Below are 19,658 nucleotides of genomic sequence, written 5' to 3'. Positions count from 1 at the left end.
GTTAGTCAGTGCCTGCATCCGCAAGGCCGTCCGCGACGGTGCCGACATTGTCCACCCGCTGGCTGCGTTGCGGGGTCACCGGCCACCAGCTCGACATGGAATTCTGGTCGGGTCGGTTGAGTCGTGGTGTCCGCCGAACCCGCCTCGGCCTGAGCATGATCTGACGGGGGAGTGTTCGGTGCGCCGTGGCTGGAACGTTCTGCCGGAGGACGTGACGACAGCGATCGCCGAGCGTCTCGGTGATGTGCTCGACGTGGTGCCGGCCTGCCACGGTGATCACGCGGAGGTCGCCGCGGCCGTGGTGGGGCGGGGTGGTCGGGTCTTCGTGAAGGCGGCTTCTCGCGACATGGGCGTCCGGTCGTTGCGCTACGAGGTGGCGGCGACGAGGGCTGTCGGCGGATGTGCGCCTACGGTGCTGTGGGATTTCGAGTCTGCCGGTTGGCTGGTGGTGGGGACCGAGTATCTCGAGGGTCCCCACCCCGTGTTGTCGCCCGGCAGTCCGGATCTGGAGTTGCTGGCGGTCGGGTTGACGGCGTTGCAGGAGACCCCCGCGCCGGAAGGCACCTGGTACGACCCGGCAGCCCGGTGCGGGTTCGAGTTGCCGGCGATGGCCGGGAGGATGCTCGTCCACTCCGATCTGAATCCCACCAACCTGATCGTCACCGCCGGTGGTCTGCGGATCATGGACTGGGCGTACACGACCAGGGCGGCGTCGTGGGTGGAACTGGCGCTGCTCGTGCCGTGGCTGATCGGCGGCGGCCATACCCCGCGGTGCCGCGATGTCACCGACGAGCAGCACTCGTCCGCCTGGGCGATGCGCCGTGACGCCAGCCTCGATTACTGGAAGCGGGTGACGGACGCGGCGCCGCCGCCAGCGGCGGCAGCGCCCACCACCTCCACAGCCCGATGGGCGACGCTACGCTCCATGCCGGTCACGACCGGCGTCGACCGCCTCGCCGCCCGCCTTTCCATCTCTGCCCAGAGTGTTCTCTACGCCGCGTACTGCCGTATCTTGGCCGACAGCCTGCAGCAGGGCCGATTCTTGATTGGACTGCTGGCAAGTAACCGGGTCACGGCCCGTTGGCGAAATCTGGTCAGCTCGATGAATCAGCTGGTGCCGGTCCTGGTGCGGACGCGGCCTGACGAGGACTTCGCATCCTTCACGTCTCGGCTGTATGCGGAGAGTATTGTCGCCTACCGGTACGGCTGCTACGACGTTGACGCCCTGGCCCCGATCGAGGCGAGGACGGGCTACAACGGCGCAGGGCGCGGGTTCCAGAGCTTCTTCAACTTCATCCCGCCGGCGGAGGCCGTCTCTTCAACGGTGGTGGGTTCCGAGGATCCCGACGCCTGGACGATCACGACTCGTGACCATGGGCGGGACAACGGCTTCCCTTTCTACCTGGTGATCGATGGTGGGCGGCCGGTCGTCTGCACCCTCCGGGTGGGATCCGCGCCGGATTACGAACCGCTGCGGGACTTTCTCCTGCGTCTCCAGCAGATCATCGTGACGGCGGCGACGCCGGAGTGATCATTGCGGCCGGCTCGGTGCCCGGGTCCGACGGTTCGAGCGCGTCCGGCAGATCCCGGGCGAGCCGCAACGGTGACAGGACGATGGGCATGACGGCCAGCCACGATCCGACGACCGCGATCGCGAGGGTCGTACGTACCCCGAGTGGTATGGCGAGGGCACCGGCGATCAAGGCGCCCATGGGCACGAGGCTGCGGATTATCCAACGGACACTGGCGTTCATCCGGCCCCTGAGTTCTGGTGGGCAGATCGACTGCCGGTAGGCGATTTGGAGCACGTTGTACGAGACGGTCACCACCCCGGTCACAAAGAGCGCCGCCGAGACGAGGTAGATGCCCCACCCGGGTTCCGCGAGCGGCAGGCACAGAGTCGACGCGCCCAGGTAGAGCTTGCCGGCCCAGAGTGCCCGGGCCGGGCCGAGCCATCTCGCCATCGGATTGGCGACCATTCCGCCGACCACGCCGCCCACGCCGCCGATCGCCAGCGTCACGCCGATCGTTTTCGGATCGGCGTAGAGGTCCCTGGCGAGGAAGACCACGATCAGTGCCGCGACCATGGCGTCGAAAGCATTCGCGGCCGTGCTGGCCACGAGAACCCTGCGCATCACCCAGTGGTTCAGCACGAAGCGTAGGCCAGCTGCGATGTCGCGACGAAGGTCGGGAAGCCATGGGCCGGGAGTTCGCGGTCGGGGCGAAGGCTCGGGTCGACGGATCAGCAGCAACGAGACGATGCTGGCCAGGAATGACAGGCAGTCGACGGCGAGGACACGGGCGGCGCTGCCGAGCAGGGAGGTCAGGACGCCGGCCAGGGTGGGACCGAGGACGGCGGCAAGGGCGTTGGTTGTTCCGACTCGACCGATGCCCTCCACGAGTCGCTCGCGAGTCAGCAGCGAGGCGAGGTAGCTCTGACACGCTACCTCGAAGAAGACCGCGAAGATGCCGAGCAGCAGACTGACCAGGTAGAGGTGCCAGATGGTGAGGTGCCAGAGGGCGGCGGTGAGCGGCACCGAGGCGAGCCCGACGCCCCGTACGACGTCACAAATGATCATCAGTCGGCGTTTGCGGGTCCGGTCGATCACCGCGCCGGCCGGTAGCGCGACGATCAGCCATCCGACTGAGGCGAGGGCAGTGAGCAGGCCGACCTCGAAGGCGCTGGCGTCCAGCAGCGTCACGACAGCCAGCGGTAGGGCGAGCGCGGTGATCCCCGCACCGAGATCACTGATCGCCTGCCCAAGCCACAGCGACATGAAGTCGCGGTCCCTCCACAACGAGGAAGCTACGATACCCATCGGTTGCCATCTCTGTCCGGCGGGTAGAGTGAGCATCCCACCCGGTCGATTGTCACAGCATGACGGAAGTGGTTGAAATGCGCATCCCCTGCAATTCCGTCGGCGCTTTTGGGCACCTCTATCCCATCGTCTCTCTGGCCCAGGCGCTCGCCGCATCGGGTCACGACGTGGCGCTGGCCGTCCCGGACCACTTCGTCGCGCCCGCTCGCGAAACGGGGATCGAAACCATCGCGCTGTGCGCCGACGGCCGCGACAGAGCCCTCTGCGGAGTACAAGGCGTTGCAGGACGCCCGGCTGCCGGTGGAGCGAGGGCGAGTAGCCCTCGGCCGCTATCTCGACCATGGGGTACGTCAGGTGCCAGCGCTGCTCGATGCGATAGCCAACTGGCAGCCGCAGATCCTGATGCGGGAGACCACCGCGTTTGCTGCCTGGCTGGCGGGGGAGTTGACGGATCTTCCGGTGGCTGTTTTCGACTTCGCGCCTACCCCGGGTAAGTTGTTGGCAGCCACGGCCGGTGATCTGTCCGGCAGCGCCCGAGCGGCTGTCGGGTTGGCACCGGACCCGAAACTCGTCAGCCTTAACCGGTGGCTGCATTTTCTCTCCGCGCCCGTCGGATGGTTCTCACCCCGGGTGATGGGCCCCACCACTCACCTGTTCCAGCCGTTTCCAGAGCCTGCAAATTCGCATACCGCCCCCGAGTGGTTGCGCGGGGCCGATGATGGCCGGCCCTTCATCTACGTCACGCTCGGGACCTTCTACAACACGACTCCAGGGCTGTTCGAGATGATATTCGACGTACTCCGGGACGAGCCCGTTCACGCCTTGGCCACCGTGGGACGCGACATCGACCCCGCCTCCTTCGGCCGAATGCCCGGCCACATCCGCATCGAACGGTTCGTTCCTCAGGCCGCCGTGCTCGCGCACACCGATGTGGTGATCTGCCACAGTGGCTACGGGTCACTGATGGGACCGTTGCGTCGCGGGATTCCCGTGGTCACCATGCCCCTCGGCGCGGCGGACGACACCCCGAACGCGGCGCGGGTCGCGGCACTCGGTGCCGGTGTCGTCCTGAACGAGGGCGAACGCTCCGCAGGAAGCCTCCGTGAGGCGCTGAACGTGGTGCTCACGGAGTCACGTTACCGGCAGGCTGCGGCCAGGGTCGCGGCGTCGATAGCAGGGCAGCCCCCGTTGCGGGAGATGGTGGGGCTGGTCGAGCGGCTGGGTATGGAGCGGATGCCGGTGCGGGGACGGGCGCCAGGCTGACCATACGGTCGGTTGCCATCAATCGGCCGACGGCAGGCGGATGCCGCTATTCGTGATGCTGGCCATGAGATCAGGTCGCTCCCCGCTCGGTCGCCGTCTGTTGGGCCAGTGCTGCGGCACTGTCCCCCGACAGTGGACTCCACCGCCATAGCACCACTCCCAGCCCGCCAGGGCGCGTACCTCGGCTGCCGCGTACCGGATGGTCAGACCGGTACGACGGCGGCCGGATAGGTTCGCCGGAGAGCCATGCAACAGCAGGTCGGAGTGGAGCGACACCTGACCGGCCGCAAGCGTGTTCACATATCGATCGGTGCAGCGGTGCGCATCGATCACCTGGCGTTTGGCGACACGCGTACCGTCGAGCGGCAGATCCTCGTGGGCGAGCGCACCGTACAGGTGACTTCCGGGAACGAACCGCATCGCGGCGTTGTCCTCGTTGCTGTCGTCGACTGCGAGCCAGGCGGTCACTGTCTTCGTCGGCGTGAACGGCCAGTAGGCGGCATCCTGGTGAAGGACGACCTCCTTCGGGTCGCCGGGTAGTTTGCAGAAGACGGTCGTACCCCAGGCAACGATGTTCGGGCCGAGGAGATCCTCCACATACTCCAGGATCGCCGGCGTGTGAATGAGGTCGTACAGACCTCGGCACGTGAGGTGCGGCACCCGGAGCAGCGGGTGCCGCAGGCCGTCGGCACCTTCGGCAGCACCGCCGGGAGGTCCCGTCCGGGCGCAGCCGGCCGGTGAGGTCGACCGCCTCGCGGCTGTTCCCGCACTCGCCCACCACCGGTAGTCGGATTGTGGACCGACGAACAGTGCTCCTCCCCGGCTTAGCATGTGCCGCAACGATTCATCGACGGACGCCCACGGTCGAACGTTGGGCCTGGGGCGTGGGAGGAGCCTGATGCGCAAAAGATCCCTGCGGCAGCGACTGGCCCAGACCATGGTGGTGGTCACCTTGGTGGCCAGTTGCCTGGGCATGACGGTCGGGGCTGCCCAAGCCGCCCCGGTGCCCGCCGTCAACGCGGCTTCGAGTGTGGTTCCCGTCACGATGGCGGCGGGTGGGTGGGGGCTTCAGGGTGTCTTTCCCGACCCGATCACCTGCCACATCGCCGGAGTCGCTTCCGGGCGGGAGTACGTCTGCGTCTGGTACGTCCTGGCCTGGGCACTGAACGTCTGGCAGGACTAGTAGCGGCAGCGGTAGTTCGAACGGCTCGTCATGGTCGTGGGTGAGTTGTCGGATCGACGACTCACCACGACGTGGGTTGACGGGCGGCTGCGGCGAAGAAGCTCCGGACGCCTGGCGCGCCGAGGGCAGGCATAGGGGTTCGACTCCCGGGTCCGCCATTCCGGATCTTCGCGCCGAGCGGGATCGTCCTGTGGACGGTGGGCATCCCCGGCACTGTTCTCGATGCTGGTAACAGTCTAATGTGGATCCGCAGCCGTAACCGCGGTTTCGCCCGCGGGTTTGATGGCGGGCCACCACCTGCCATCTGCCTCAAGGGATGCCGCCATGCGTGTGCTCGCCGTGCCGGTCCGCATCGATGCGTTGTGGCTCGCCGCCGAGCGGAACGTCACCGGCCCGGTGGCCGACTTCAGTCGCCTGCCCTACCTGGACCTGCGCAGCGGACGCGACGTCAACCAGGACCAGCCGTTCCTCAGCGACGCGGTGCTCTGCGCTGCGTTCGAGCAGGAGTTCACCCTTCCCCCCGGTGTCCACCTGCACTGGTCGCTGCCGGACACGCTCACCCGGCTGACCCACGGCGACGAGCCGCCCCGGGTGCCTGACCGGTGGCTGGTCACCCGGACCGACCGGGACGGTGGTCGGGCGCGGTGGGTGGTGGAGAGCGACGCCCTACGCGACGAGGGGGACGCGGTCGGCTACCCCCTGACGCCCGACGACCCGCCCGGTACGACCGGCCGCCCCTACCGTCGGCTGGGCCGGACGTTGCCGCTGGCCGACTGGCCCGGCACCGATGTCGACCGGGTGGCCCGGCTGACTGCTCTCGGCTACGGGGAGCCGAGCTTCGCCGCCAGCTACCCGAACTCGTACAGCGTCTTCGGGTTCTTCGACCCGGACCACCGCGAGCGTCCGCCGGCCGGAACCCGCTACGACCTGCTCGGATTCTATTCCCGGGGGGATTTCGACGAGCTGGCCCGCGCCCTGGCGGTCGGTGAGGTCGACGGGTGGGCCGACCAGATCGCCGACCGGCTCGGCTGGTCCACCACCCGGGTCGATGGTGCCGCGCCCGAGCGGATGGTCTGCGTCGGTCGGCTGATCTTCGACGAGGAGGGGGTCACCACCGTTCCGCCCGGCGTCGACGACAGTGGTGTCCGGATCGCCGACACCGCCGCCGAGGCGCTCGCCGGCCACCTCGGGGACGCGTTGCCCGGTGTCACCGCCGAGAGTATGGATCGGCTGCTGGCGGCGCTGGTCAGCGCGGACGAACTGGAAGCCGCCGCACTGGACCTGCCGATCCGGCTCGCCGAGGCCCGGCACACCGGCGCGTTCACCCCGGTCGCCGCCGGCCTGCGGTGGACGGTCCGGCCCGCCGACGCGCCCGCCCAGACCGATGCCGGGATGCTGGTCGCCGCCGCCGGCGACCGGGCCGCCGCGCCGGCCCGGGAACGCGCGGACCTCCCCACCGAGCTGGGTGACCTGCTGGTCGCGTTGAACGCCGCCCAGACCGCGTACGACAGGGCGGGGGCGGACGTCGACGGGGCCCGCCGCCGCCTCTTCGCGGACTGGCACCGCTACCTGGTCTGCGCCTACCCGCCGCCGGGGGAGTCGCACGACTATCCCGATCCGGATCTGGTCGCGCAGTACCTGCGGCAGGAGATGACCGATCTGGACGCGCTGCTGGCCGAGACCGGCGAGTTCCCGCCCGACGGGACGGGCGACACGCTGGCCCACCGGCTGCTGACCGCGCTGCGGGCGGTGGAGCAGGTGGTGGACTCGGTGAACGCCGCAGTTCCCGACGGGCTCGGCTACCGGTTGCAGCAGCTGCCCGACGACCCGTACTTCGTGCCGAACGAGCCGGTGGTGCTGCTCACCGGTGCCTCCGCGACTCCGTCGGACCGGTACGGCCGGGACGACGAGCATCCCGGTGGAGTGCTGCCCGGCGCGGTGCTGGAGGTGCCCGCGCCGAGCGACGCGGAGACCCTCGCCCAGCTCGGCGACCGGATCGACGCCTACCTGAGCTCACTCGACGAGCCGCATCCGGCGCTGCGCCGCTGGACCGGACAGCCGTGGCATCCGGTGCTGCTGCACTGGGAGGTCGAGTTCTTCCCGACCCGCACCGGCACGAACCTCGGACCGGACGGGCGGGACTACGACCCGGGCTTCGTCGAGGCCAGCTACCGGCTACCCCACGACGGTGTGGAGTTGACCCCCCGGCCGGGCCGGGCGGTGGCCGACGCGGTGGCCACCAGCTACACCGGCGTGACCGTGCTGTCCTCCGCCGCCCGGACGGTGCTCTCCACCCGGATCCTGCGGTATCTCACCGGCGCCCCGTTGCTGCGCCGCAACGACGAGCACCGGGTCGCCGGGGCCGAGCCGATCACCCCTGAACAGGCCCGGCAGGAGCCGGAGCGGCTGCTGCGCTGGTGCGCCGACCAGAGCGACGAACCCCGGTTGCCGCTGCTCGCCGCCGCCTACGCCCATCTGGCCGAACACGAGAGCAGCAACCTCGCGCAGAGCCTCGGCGGCTTCAACGACGCCCTGGTCATGCACCGGCTGACCCGGCAGCTGCCGGTCGCCGACCCGCTCGGGTTCCCCGGCGACCAGCAGCTCGCCGCCGAGGTGCGGGACCGGGTCGCCGACCAGAACCGGCAGGCGCCCGTACCGCTGGCCGACTTCAACCCGATCCGGGCCGGCCTGTTGCGCGTCGCCCGGATCCGCATGGTGGACAACTTCGGCATCGGCCACGACGTACCGGTGGACCGGCTCGCCACCACTGACCGGTTGCGGGTCTCCGCCCGACCGGGCTGGGTGGAGTTGCCGCCCCGGCTGGCCCAACCGGCCCGCCTGCGGCTGCGCCTGCTCGACGCCGACCGCACCGATCAGCCGTGCAGCGGTCTGGTCGAGTCCACACCGGTCTGTGGCTGGCTGCTGCCCGATTTTCTCGACGACGGGTTGCGGGTCCACGCCGAGACGGGGGAGTGGCTCGGCACGCTCCATCCCACCTCCGACGTGGACCGACCTGAGTGGGCGCTCTGGCGGGCCGCCCCGCTCAGCGGCGTGCCCGCCGTCGAACAGATCGACAATCCGGGGCTGCGGGCCGTCGTCTCCCGGCTGCGGGCGCACGGCCCCGGCCGGGTCGGTGACTTCCTCGGCGGACTGGACGACGCGTTGGACGCGGTGGAGCCGGCGGAGGCCGGCGCTCACCTGCTCCGGGCCCGGCTGACCGGCCGACCCGTCGCGGTGGTCCGGCTCACGGTCGGGCTGGAGTTGCTCGGTCCGCCCCCGATCCACCAGGACTGGAACGTGTTCCGTGAGGATCTCGGCCGGGCCGGCCGGGAGACCAACGGCTTTCCGCTGGTACGTTTCCCGGTCCGGATCGGTGAGCACGGCCGGCTCGGCGACGGCGTGTTGGGCTTCTGGCGGCACCAGCCCGACGGCGCTCTCGACCCGGACTACCACGACGTCGCCGCGATGGCCGCAGCCGGCGTCGATCCTCCGCTACGGCTGGCCTTCGGTCTGCCCGACGAGACGCTGACGGTGCTGCTGGAACCCGCGGGAGCGATCCACGCCACCACCGGCATCCTGCCCACCGTCTCGGTGCGTCTGGACACCGCCCACCACCACGACGCGCTGGCCCGCCTGGAGACCGGCTTCCTGGTGGCCCCGGTGCTGACCGGCGCGGACGAGGTCGGCCTCGCCCTGGCCGCCGAGCCGGGCCGGAGCTGGACCTGGCGCGAGCGCGACGCCACGGGCTGGACCGAGACCGACGACCCGCCCGGCCCGCAGGCCGGGTTCCCGACCGACCTGACCGCACGCGAGGGGTGGCTCGCCCTGCGCAGCAGCCCACCCGCCCCCACCCGATGAGCCACCAGCCGAACCCCACCGTCGGATCGAGGACCGCACCGATGCCGCAGATCACCCTCCAGCTCTCGCTGGACCAGACAAACACCGTCCTGGAAGCGCTCGGGCAACTGCCCTACGTGCGCGTCTACGCGCTGATCGAGGCGATCGGCGAGCAGGCCGGCGCCCAGCTCCAGCCGGCCACCGCCCCGGCCACCGCGACCAGCCCGGTCACCGTGGGCGTCCCGACCACGTCCAGCGAGGTGGCGGCATGAGCGAGCGGCGCGAGCGAATCGTGGTGGTCGGTTGTCGTGTCGACGCCGCGCGGAGCGAGGTGGCGGCATGAGCGAGCGGTTGTTGCTGCACTGGCAGCTCGACGACCTGGTATCCGGCCCGCTGGTGGTCGGCACCCCGGTCGCCCGGACGACGGGCACGGTGGAGGGCGCTGCGGTGGTCCGCCCCGACGAGCGGTTCGGCAGCTGCCTTGAGCTCAGTGGCGGTGCCGCCGCGGTGACCAGCGTCTCGGCTCTGCCGGCACCGGTCACGGCGCAGGCCTGGGTGCGGGTTCCGCCGATGTCGGCCGACGCGGCGGGCGTCCTGTTCGGGCAGGCGGAGGGCTTCACGCTGTGGCTGCTCGGTGACGGTCGCCTCGTGCACCAGCTCGTCACCACCGACGGCATCGTCAAGCACGACACCCCCACCGGGACGCTGACCTTCGGCGAATGGCACCACGTGGCGGTGACCAGCGAAGACCGGACGGCCCGGGTCCTGCTCGACGGGGTGGTCGTCGCCGAGACCGCGCTGCCCGCGCCGGTGCGTGCCACGACGGCACCGTTCACGCTCGGGCGGGACCCCGACGCCGCCGGTTCGTACCTCGCCTTCTCGGCGGCCCAGGTGCGGGTGCACAGCGACACCCGGTCGGTCGAGGAGCTGCGTCAGGACATGGGCGCGGGGCAGGCCGTCCGGCCGTCGTTCGTGCGTACCCATCCGATCGGCTTCGAGCTGGTCGATGCCGACGAACAGCCGGTGCTCCGGATCGACGACACGCCGACCGGTCAACGCCTCACCCTGCGGCTGACCAACTCGTCGCGGCACGACCTGACCCTGTGGCCGGGGCTCGGGCCGGTCTCGGCGCAGGAGCACCATTTCGCGTTGCGGTTCCGGGGCGGGGTGCTGGCCGCCGGCTCCGTGCCCACCCTGTCGGTCCCGGGCTGGACCCTGACCACCGACGCCGGCCCCACCACCTGTTACCTGCGCGGGCCGGACGCCATGACGATCCCGGCCGGCCAGAGCGTCGAGCTGCCGATCGCCGGAGTACGCGCCGACGCGGCCGGTGGCACCCGAGGCAGCCGGGTGGAGCTGGGCTACCGACGTGTCGGGTACGTCGGCGAGCCGACCGAGCTGACCGGCGCCCGGCACCAGATCCTGGAGATCGTCAACGACCGGGGCCGCTCCGATCCTCCGCTGCACCTGGGGCTGGTCGGCGGTGATCGGGTACTCAGCGACGGCGTGACCGCCAGCACCCTGCGCCTGCGGGTGGCGAACCTGTCCCGCGACGTCGCGGTGCCGCTGACCGGGGCCGACGGTGTGGCCCCGTCGGAGCTGGTGCTCTCCTTCGAGGTGCAGTTGGCCGAGGAGTCCCGGGACTGGGCGTTGACCGACGCCGGCACGGCCGGGGTGGTCGATCTCGCCATCGGTGGGCCGGCCGGCGGTGGGTGGCAGGTCCGGCGGGAGCAGTTGGGCCAGCGCGCGCAGTGGACGCTGATTCCCGACGAGGACACCGCGGTACCGCCGGACGGCTGGTGGGACCTGACCCTCAGCGAGGTGCACGGTCTGGCCAGCCCGGGGCGGGCACCGGTGCTGCTCGCGTACCGCAACATTCCCGGTTTCCGGGACGGGGTGCTCGCCGTCGAGGTGGAGCGTGCGCCGCTGGTCTTCGCGGGCAGTGCGGCGGGGTTGGGTACGGTCGCTCCCGAGGCGCGGCTGCACGTCGTGGACCAGAGCACCAACGGTCACGCGGGCAGTGTGATCGTCGGACCGACGAACCAGCCCAACCTGCGGCTGGGCTACGACCGCGGCTACTCGTGGGTGCAGTCGCACGGTGGCGCGCCGTTGGCGATCAACCCGGTGGGCAACAACGTCGGGGTCGGCACCACCGCACCGGTGGCGCGGCTGACCGTCCAGGCCGTCACCGACCACCTCCAGCTCCGCCGGGAGGAGCAGACCGGCGGCAGCCCGGTGTTCCTGGAGCTGTACCAGGCGGCGACCCCGAAGGGTGTGCAGGTCTACCCCAGCATCCGGTTCCACCACGCGGACGCGTTCTGGCACCGCATCGAGGCCAACCCCGACGGCATCACGTTCAAGCACGGGGGATCGGAGGGGCTGATCGACGTGCACGCCGCGGTGGCGCACGCCGCCGAGGTGCGGGCCAACCGGGTCCGGTCCGGTCAGGTGGTGGTCACCGCCGGCTCCGACCACCTTCAGCTGCGTCGCGACGAGCAGTCCGGCGGTGGGGCGCTGTTCCTGGAGCTGTTCCAGGCGCAGACGCCGAACGGTGTCGACGTCTATCCCAGCATCAGGTTCCACCACTCCCACAAGTTCTGGCACCGCATCGAGGGCCGCCCCGAGGGCATCACGTTCAAGGACGGGGGCTCCGAAGGGCTGATCGACGTGAGCGCCGCGCGGGGCACCTTCCAGGCGTTGACCGTGGACGGGGTCTCCATCGGCGCGCACGAACTGCGCGCGCTGGTGCGGCTCGCCGCCGGGCAGTTGGAGTTCGACCTCTTCAACGTGCTGCAGAACGAGTTCGCCTACGCCGCCGACTTCAGTCCCTTCGACAACGACCGGCGGCACGTCTTCACCTGGCGACGCAAGGGCGAGCGGGTCAGCCAGGGCCGCTGGCGGATCGCCTTCCCGGGCTGAACGACGAGGAGGACGCGTTCCGATGGCACGCAAGCGCAAGATCGTCGAGGAAACGACCGCCAGCAAGAAGGTCAAGGTTGAGCCGGCGGACGTCACGGACCTGAAGCAGCGCCTGACGCTGGGCGGCGACGGCAGCCTGACCGGCACCCGCGACGACGGGAACTTCTACGCCCGCTTCGTCAACATGGGCCAGGGCGACTGCATCGTGCTCAAGACCCCCGGCGGGAAGGTCGTCCTGGTGGACTGCGGCTCCTCCCGGACCGACGACGGACTCTCCGACGCCTACCTGAAGCTCTTCGCCTACCACAACCTCTTCTGCGACCGGTTCCTCAGCGCCGACTATCCGCAGATCGACATCCTGATCCTCACCCACTGCGACAAGGACCACTTCAACAAGCTCAAGGAGGTTATGAAGCTGCACGACGGCTACGTCACCGTCGGCGAGATCTATCACAGCAGGGAGCTGAGTAAGTACAGCAGCACCCTCAGCAAATGGATCCAGCAGAGCCAGACCGGCACGGAGTGGTGGGTGACCTGCAACAAGGACACCGACGACAACGGCTCGACCACCCTGCAGCGCCGCGGCCCGAGCGACACCAAATACCAGCCCCACCCGCTCGGAGCCGGTCCACCCAGCCTCGATCCGGAGGGCGGGCTACGGATCCTGACCGAGCCCAACTGCACGATCACCATCCTGGCCAGTGGCGTCGAGGAGAAGTACGTCGCCGACGACGACACCAACGACGGCAACAACCGGGCCAGTGTGGTCACCCTGGTCGAGGTCTTCGGCAGGAAGCTGCTGCTCTGCGGGGACGCCACCTGGTCGACCGAGGAGTACCTCATGACGAAGAGCATCTGGGCGAAGAAGTACAAGAAGCGGCTCAAGAACGTGAACATCGTCCACGTCGCCCACCACGGCAGCGTCAACACCTCCTCCTCGCCGGAGTTCGTGCAGCTCGTCGCGCCCACCGAACGCGCGCTGATCAGCTCCGGCAAGGTCGGTGACCCGGGGTACGGGCTTCCGTCCCGCGCCGTGGTGCAGCGGTACCACAACCAGTTCGTGACAGACGGCAAAGCAGCGTCCGCACACGACGTCTGGTCGTACCCCAACGGAATCGTCACGCCGTCGTCGGCAGAGAACATCACGACCCCGGTCTACTCCACCGGATCGGTCGTGCCCCAGCCGCTCACCCTGTCGCCGTTGGACATCACCTGGGTGGCACCAGGATGAACCGCCGGGACCTCGCCGTACTGACGGCCGCCGTCGACGCCGGCACGTTCGACCTTGCGGTGGACACGCTCCCCGCACGGGTCGCCGGGTACCTCGGCCGTTTCCTGCCCACCCACCGGATCACGCTCACCGCCGCCACCCGGCCGGTCCCGGGCGATGACACCGTCGTCAGCGGCACCGGGGACACCGCACCGTTCGCCGCGATGTCCGTGACGATCCGGTTCACGCTGGTCGCCGAGGAGGTCACCGGAATCGTCGTCACGGCCACCGCCGGGCCGGGCTGGTCCCTCGCCGACGCCTTCCCGGCGCTGCGCGGCGGGCTCCTCGCCGACCTGCGCTTCGACGGCCCCACCCTGACCCTGGACTCGACCCTGCTCGACGGGACCGACCCCGCGCCCGCCGTGGCCGACGTGCCGATGGCCTTCAGCGGTGACCTGCGGATCACCCCCGCGATGAGCCTGCTGACCCTGCTCTTCCCCGGCACCGCCCACCCGGTGACCGGAACGCTCACCATGCGCCGGGTCGCCCCCACCGACCTGCCCGTGCCGACCCCGCTGGTGCCCGAGGTGGAGCTGGCCGGCTATCGGGGACACCAACTCGACCTCGGTCCGGTCACCCTCACCGACCTGCGGTACGAGCTGGTCGGCCGGCCGCAACTCAACGTCTCCACCATCGACCAGGAGGTGGTTGCGTACGTCCGGGTCGGCGGCGCGCTGCCCGTCAGCACGGCCGACGGTCCTGCCGGTGCGACCCGGACCAGGTCGGTCCTGGTCAGCGCCATGGTCGGCGGGTGGCGGCAGTCGATCCGGCTCGCGGCGGACTTCGGGCCGCTCGGCCCGGTCACCATGGCCGACATCGCCGGCCTGCTCGGGCAGTCCAGTCTCACCGTCCCGTTCGGCATCGATCCCGGTGCCGGCATCACCCTCGGCGAGGTCGCCCTGACCGTGACGCCCGGGACGGCCCGCCCGGTCGACCGGGTGACCGCGACCGTCTACACGCAGGCCGACTGGGTGATCGTCACCGACCTGCTGACCCTGGAACAGATCGACGTCAACGTCCGGGTAAACGACCCGTTCGGCAGCCCTGCCCTCGGCGTCACCGTGAACGGCCTGGTCGGCATCGGCGAGGAGGGCACGCTGGAGCTCTTCGCCGATCCGGGCACCCGGCAGCTCGGCGGGCACCTGCGCGAGGGCGACCCACCGCTGCGCATCCGGGAGGTGTACGAACACTTCACCGGAGGTGACCCGACCCACCTGCCCGACCTCGCCGTGGACGCGTTCATGGCCGAGGTGGCCCTCCCGGGCAGCGGCACCGAGGGCACCAGCTTCACCGGCATGATCGAGATCGACGGCGTCTGGGCGATCACCGACGGAGTCGAGCTGCGGGCCGTCAGCTTCGCCCTGGACCACACGTCGGCCTCGACCACCTTCCTGGCCGAGGCCCTGTTCGACCTGCACCAGGTAAGCCTCCGGGTGCGGGCCGGCTACGATCCGTCGCCGCAGCGCGGGTGGGAGTTCGCCGGGGAGACCGGGCCGGGCCAGCGGATCCCGATCGGTGGGCTCTTCGACGACCTGGCGAGCCGCCTCGGCGGGCCCGCACTGCCGGCCCCGCTGGCCGGGGCGACCGTGGAGAACCTCGCGATGGCGGTCTCCACCGGAGCGAAACGGCTGGCGGTCACCGGGCAGGCCCGGTTCCCGGTCGACGACACCGAGGTGGCGCTCACCGTCGCCGTGGACACCGCCGCCCGGTCCGTCGCCGGCGCGTTGGCGCTGGCCGTACCGGTCGACGGGGGAACCTTCCACCCCCGGCTCGACGTGCACTTCGCTCAGGACCCGACGGCCCGCCGGCTGGCCGCGTCGTACTCGCACGCCACCACCGATCCGGTGCCGGAACTGCGCGCCCTGGTGGGGGCGCTGTCGGCGTCGGCCGCCGGCCACGTACCCGAGGGGGTGCGGCTCGACCTGCGCCGGGCGCTGTTCGCGCTGGCCGCCCCGAGCACCGGCAGCGCCACGAAGTCGTACGTCTTCGGGGTGGAGGTCGCCGCCACGCTCGACCTGGCGAAGCTGCCGGTCGTCGGTGACCACCTCACCGGAGCGACCACCATGGGCGTCGACCCGCTACGGGTGATCGCCAGCACCGCGGCGCTCGTCGCGGCCGAGGCCGCCGCGCTCAACGCGCTGCTGCCCGACACCGCCCCCCGGCTGCCCACCGGCGACCTCGCCGCCGGCTTCACCGTCGACGCCACCGTCATGCTCGGGCCGCTGACCCAGGCGCTCGCCGTGCCGGTCGGCGGCCGGCCGGGGGTCGCGGCACCGACCTCCGGCAGCCCCGGGCCGGCACCTACCAACCCGCCGGTACGCACCGGCGACGACGCGTCGTGGATCACCGTGCAACGGTCGTTCGGCCCGCTGCACATCGCCCGGGTCGGCCTGGCGTTCCGTAGGCCACCGGCCGGCGGTGCCCGGATCGCGCTGCTGCTCGACGCGTCGGTGACGGTGGCCGGCCTGACCCTGTCGCTGACCGGCCTCACCGTCGAGGTGTCCGCCTCCGCCCCGCTCAGCCTGCCGACCTTCGACCTCGGCGGCATCGGCCTGTCGTACGCCAGCGGCCCGCTGCGGGTGGACGGGGCGTTCCGCAAGAGCACGATCACCTACGAGGGACACAGCTACCCCGCGTACAGCGGTGGACTGCAGCTTCGTACCCTGTCGTTCTCCCTCGGCGCGCTCGGCGCGTACGCCCAGCTGCCCGCCGGGCCGTCGCTGTTCGCCTACGCCTTCCTCAACGGCATCCAGGGCGGCCCACCGTTCCTGTCGGTACGCGGACTCGCCGCCGGGTTCGGCTACAACCGCCGGTTCATCGCCCCCGAGATCGCCGCGGTGGCGACGTTCCCGCTGGTCATCGACGCGATCAGTGGGCCACCGCCGGGCACCACCCTCGCCGACGAGCTGCGGATCCTCGACGACTACCTGCCGCCGTCGGTCGGGGACTACTTTCTCGCCCTCGGCCTGCGGCTCAACTCGTTCGAGATGGTGGACTCGTTCGTGCTGGTCGCCGCCTCCCTCGGGCACCGGTTCGAGCTGGACGTGCTCGGACTGTCCACGGTGGTGCTGCCGGCCCCGGAACCGGCCGCCTCCCCGGTCCCGGCGATCGCGCAGGTCCAACTCGCGCTGCGGGCCAGCATCGTGCCGGAGGACGGCTACCTGACGGTGGTCGCCCAGCTCACCCGGGCGTCGTACCTGCTGTCCCCCGACTGTCACCTCACCGGCGGCCTCGCCTTCTCCACCTGGTTCGCCGGAGACCACGCAGGTGACTTCGCCCTCACCGCCGGCGGCTACCACCCGCACTTCCCGGTGCCGGCGCACTACCCGAACGTGCCCCGGCTCGGCTTCAGCTGGCAGGTCTGCGAGCAGCTCAGCATCTCCGGCGGCGGCTACTTCGCGTTGACCCCGAGCATGCTGATGGCCGGCGGTCGGGTCAGCGCGGTGTGGCAGGACGACTCGCTGCGCGCCGCCTTCGACGCCTCGATGGACTTCCTGCTCTCCTGGCAGCCGTACCACTACGAGGCGGCCCTGCACGTCGGCGTCACCGCGTCGTACACGTTCCAGGCCTTCGGCGCGCACACGATAAGCGTGCACGTCGGCACCGACGTCCAGCTCTGGGGCCCGGACTTCGGCGGCACCGCGCGTATCGACCTGGACGTCACCAGCATCGACATCACGTTCGGGGCCGCCGCCACGTCCACCCCCACCCCGTTGACGTGGTCCCGCTTCCGGGACACCCTGCTGCCGCCCCGGGAACAGGTGGTCGGTCTGTCCCTGCGCGCCGACTCGCACCGCAGCACCCCGGACGCCGCCGCCGACGACCTGGGCATCGCCGACCCGACCGGGCTGGTGCTGACCAGCAGCAGCGCCGTGCCGGCCAGCAGCGCGGTGCGCGGCACCGGGCAGACCGCCCTGCCCACCGGGTCCGGACGGACCCTGTTCGGCGTCGGACCGGTCGACGTCGCGGTAGGCGCCGTCACCGCCGTGCACCGGATCGCCATCACCCACGAGGGCACCCCGGTCGAGGACCGGTTCGACTACACCCCGGTCCGCGCCGATCTGCCGTACGCGCTGTGGGGCGGGCGGCTCCGGGCCGAGGTCACCGACCCGGCGCTGCTGACCGACCTGGTCACCGGGTACGAGATCCGGCCCCGACCGGCGGTCACCCCCGCCGACCCGGCCTGGGTCGACCGGGCGCACCTGCGCGCGGGCACCCCGCTGTACACCCGGGAGGCGATCGCCCTCGATCCGCCGCCGCGCTGGCAGGTGGCACCCGACGAACCGGCCGCCCGCGCGGCCACCATCGAGCAGACGATCACCGCGCCCACCGTCGCCGCCGCCCGGGCCGGTGTGCTCGCCGCGTTGCTGCCCTCGGCGCGGGTCGACCTCGCCGGCTTCGACACCAGTCAGTTCCACGCGATCCCCCAGGTGGCCGCCCATGTCTGAGTCCCGTCTGGAGTTCCGCGCCCACCACCGTCCGGTGCTGCCCGCCGGCGACTACCAGGTCACCGTCTCGCAGCAGGTGAGCCTGGAGCCGGAGGACTTCACCGTGACCCGGCGGTTCACCGTCGCCGGTGACCGGTTCGGTCTCGCCCCGTCGCTGATCCGGGCGGTGTTCCCGCCACACGGCAGCGTGGGCGACCACGGCAACGTACTGCCGCACGTGGTGTTGGAGCGGGCCACCCTGCCCTGGGAACGCAGCCCGGTCGGCGACGACCCGGCGGCCGCACCCTGGCTGGCGCTGTTGCTCTTCAGCGAGGACGAACGGCCCGAGCCGCACACCGTACCGCTCGGCCAGCTCGGGACGGACAGCTGGCTGCCGGCGGCGGCGTCCACCCCGGAGCGACACGAGTCGGGCCAGGATCCGGTCACCGTCATCGACGTCCCACTCGACCTGTTGACGGAGCTGCTGCCCGACTACGCCGAGCTGCCGCTGCTCGCGCACGTACGCGCCGGCGACGGCGACGCGGCCGAAGCGGCCGTGGTGGTCGGCAACCGGCTGCCGACACCCGGGGGCACCAGCACGGTGCACCTGGTCTCCCTGGAACACCGGTTCCGGACCACGGGCGACGGGCCGGCGGTCTTCGACCCCGGACCGGCCCCGGGCGGCGGCCGGACGCACACCGTCCGTCTGGTCAGTCTGACCAGTTGGCGGTTCGCCTCGGTGAGTGCCGACCACACCTTCGCCACGCTGGTACGGGACCTGGCCGACGACGGCGGCACGCTCCGGCTGCCGCCGGCCGGAGGCGCTGCCGTCGACCGCTACCTCGCAGCGGGGTTCGTGCCCCTGCGGCATCAGTTGCGTCAGGGCGGGCGCAGCATCGGCTGGTACCGGGGTCCGCTGGTGCCCGGCCCGACCGACGGCGGCCCGGTCGCACCGACCCGGACCGGGGACGCGCTGTTGCGCTTCGACACCGAGCTGGGCATGTTCGACCTCGGGTACGCCGCAGCCTGGCAGCTCGGCCGACTGCTGGCGCTGAGCAGCGGCGACGTCGCCACCGGCCTGTACGGGTGGCGCCGCCGCCGGGACCAGCGGGCCAAGCAGCAGGTGGATCCCGGGTACCCGCTCGCCGTGGCGCCGATCGACGACACGCTGCCGGCCGGCGTGCTCGACTGGCTGACCGGTCTGACCCGCCTCGACGGGATCCCGCTCACCTACCTGGTGCCCGACGAGCGGCTGCTGCCGGCCGAGACGATCAGGTTCCTCGGCGTGGACCAGACCTGGGTTCGGCACCTGCTCGACGGGGCGACCAGCATCGGCCGGCTCGGGCCGGCCGACGAGCAACGCGACGCGGTGGCCCCGGTGCCGGTGGATTTCCCCACCGTCACCGGCGCGCTCATCCGTTCCGACGTGGTCTCCGGTTATCCGGCGCTGCTCGTCGACGGTTACGCCGACCTGGCGGGCAGGCAGCCGTTGGTGTCCTGGGGGAGCCGCCGGCTCGCCCCGGACATCCTGCTCTGCCTCTTCACCGGCGACCAGCTCGCCCGGCTGGACCTGCATCAGCCGCCGGAGGCGCAGCACCTGGCGGTCGAGCCGGACGCCTCCGGCACCTCCTTCGGGCGGATGCTGCGTGCCCCCGGGGGCACCGACGACCCGCCGGGACACCTCGGCCCGCTGCCGTTCGGGCCCCGGGGGACGGTGCCGATGCGGGAGTTGGCCGGGGCGGTGGCGCAGGCGCTGGGGCGGCCCGCGGCCGAGGTCGACGCGGGTGATCTGGCCCTGCAACTGACCGAGACCGCCGAGCGGGTCACCTTCCTGCGGGTCGGGTCGGCGTGACGGGGTGCCGGCCCGGTCGGCCGATCGGACGGTGACGAGGCGCGTCGGTTACCCGATACGCGTCGGGCGTTGATCGACGCCCGTCGTG

At 71.2% G+C, this 19,658-nt stretch carries 11 protein-coding genes; 9 read left to right on the top strand and 2 right to left on the bottom strand.

Annotated elements, in window-relative coordinates:
* Positions 1-178: 178 nt before the first annotated feature.
* A complete protein-coding gene (locus GA0070617_RS18775; RefSeq protein ID WP_091440010.1) occupies positions 179-1,531 on the top strand; it encodes a protein kinase family protein in 1,353 nt (450 codons plus the stop codon).
* On the opposite strand, the gene GA0070617_RS18770 is transcribed toward GA0070617_RS18775, so the two are convergent.
* Complete coding sequence (locus GA0070617_RS18770; RefSeq protein WP_091440008.1) at positions 1,503-2,819, bottom strand: MFS transporter; 1,317 nt, start codon at positions 2,817-2,819, stop codon at positions 1,503-1,505. The genes GA0070617_RS18775 and GA0070617_RS18770 overlap by 29 nt on opposite strands.
* Positions 2,820-3,173: 354 nt before the next feature.
* Here GA0070617_RS18770 and GA0070617_RS18765 point away from each other — a divergent pair, with 354 nt between their 5' ends.
* On the top strand, positions 3,174-4,082 hold the full coding sequence (locus tag GA0070617_RS18765) for a glycosyltransferase (protein WP_091440006.1): 909 nt from the start codon (positions 3,174-3,176) through the stop codon (positions 4,080-4,082).
* An 18-nt stretch (positions 4,083-4,100) separates the two neighbouring features.
* Here the strand turns inward: GA0070617_RS18765 and GA0070617_RS18760 are convergent, their stop codons facing one another.
* Positions 4,101-4,742, bottom strand: a complete 642-nt coding sequence (locus tag GA0070617_RS18760; protein WP_175440581.1) for a phytanoyl-CoA dioxygenase family protein — start codon at positions 4,740-4,742, stop codon at positions 4,101-4,103.
* A gap of 238 nt (positions 4,743-4,980) precedes the next feature.
* Here GA0070617_RS18760 and GA0070617_RS18755 point away from each other — a divergent pair, with 238 nt between their 5' ends.
* The 7 genes from GA0070617_RS18755 (at position 4,981) to GA0070617_RS18725 (ending at position 19,570) form a co-directional block, all read left to right on the top strand.
* Positions 4,981-5,265 (top strand): hypothetical protein, encoded by a 285-nt coding sequence (locus GA0070617_RS18755; RefSeq protein WP_175440580.1) that lies wholly within the window; start codon positions 4,981-4,983, stop codon positions 5,263-5,265.
* A 324-nt stretch (positions 5,266-5,589) separates the two neighbouring features.
* Positions 5,590-9,123, top strand: coding sequence for a hypothetical protein (locus GA0070617_RS18750; RefSeq protein ID WP_091440000.1), 3,534 nt, complete (start codon positions 5,590-5,592; stop codon positions 9,121-9,123).
* Between the two features lie 41 nt (positions 9,124-9,164).
* Entirely contained in the window at positions 9,165-9,374 is a 210-nt protein-coding gene (locus tag GA0070617_RS18745; RefSeq protein WP_091439997.1) for a hypothetical protein, read from the top strand.
* 67 nt (positions 9,375-9,441) lie between these two features.
* The gene (locus GA0070617_RS18740) at positions 9,442-12,021 is read left to right on the top strand and encodes a LamG domain-containing protein (protein ID WP_091439994.1); all 2,580 of its coding nucleotides are present in this window, start codon (positions 9,442-9,444) and stop codon (positions 12,019-12,021) included.
* Between the two features lie 22 nt (positions 12,022-12,043).
* On the top strand, positions 12,044-13,252 hold the full coding sequence (locus tag GA0070617_RS18735) for a ComEC/Rec2 family competence protein (RefSeq protein WP_091439991.1): 1,209 nt from the start codon (positions 12,044-12,046) through the stop codon (positions 13,250-13,252).
* A complete protein-coding gene (locus tag GA0070617_RS18730; protein ID WP_091439987.1) occupies positions 13,249-17,739 on the top strand; it encodes a DUF6603 domain-containing protein in 4,491 nt (1,496 codons plus the stop codon). The genes GA0070617_RS18735 and GA0070617_RS18730 overlap by 4 nt, the downstream gene beginning before the upstream one ends.
* Entirely contained in the window at positions 17,732-19,570 is a 1,839-nt protein-coding gene (locus tag GA0070617_RS18725) for a hypothetical protein (protein WP_139135709.1), read from the top strand. Before GA0070617_RS18730 ends, GA0070617_RS18725 begins: the two co-directional genes overlap by 8 nt.
* The last annotated feature ends 88 nt before the right edge of the window (positions 19,571-19,658 follow it).

Source organism: Micromonospora yangpuensis, assembly GCF_900091615.1.
Lineage (GTDB): Bacteria > Actinomycetota > Actinomycetes > Mycobacteriales > Micromonosporaceae > Micromonospora > Micromonospora yangpuensis.
Note: the sequence above shows the minus strand (reverse complement) of the source record. Positions and strands in the feature narration are given on the sequence as shown.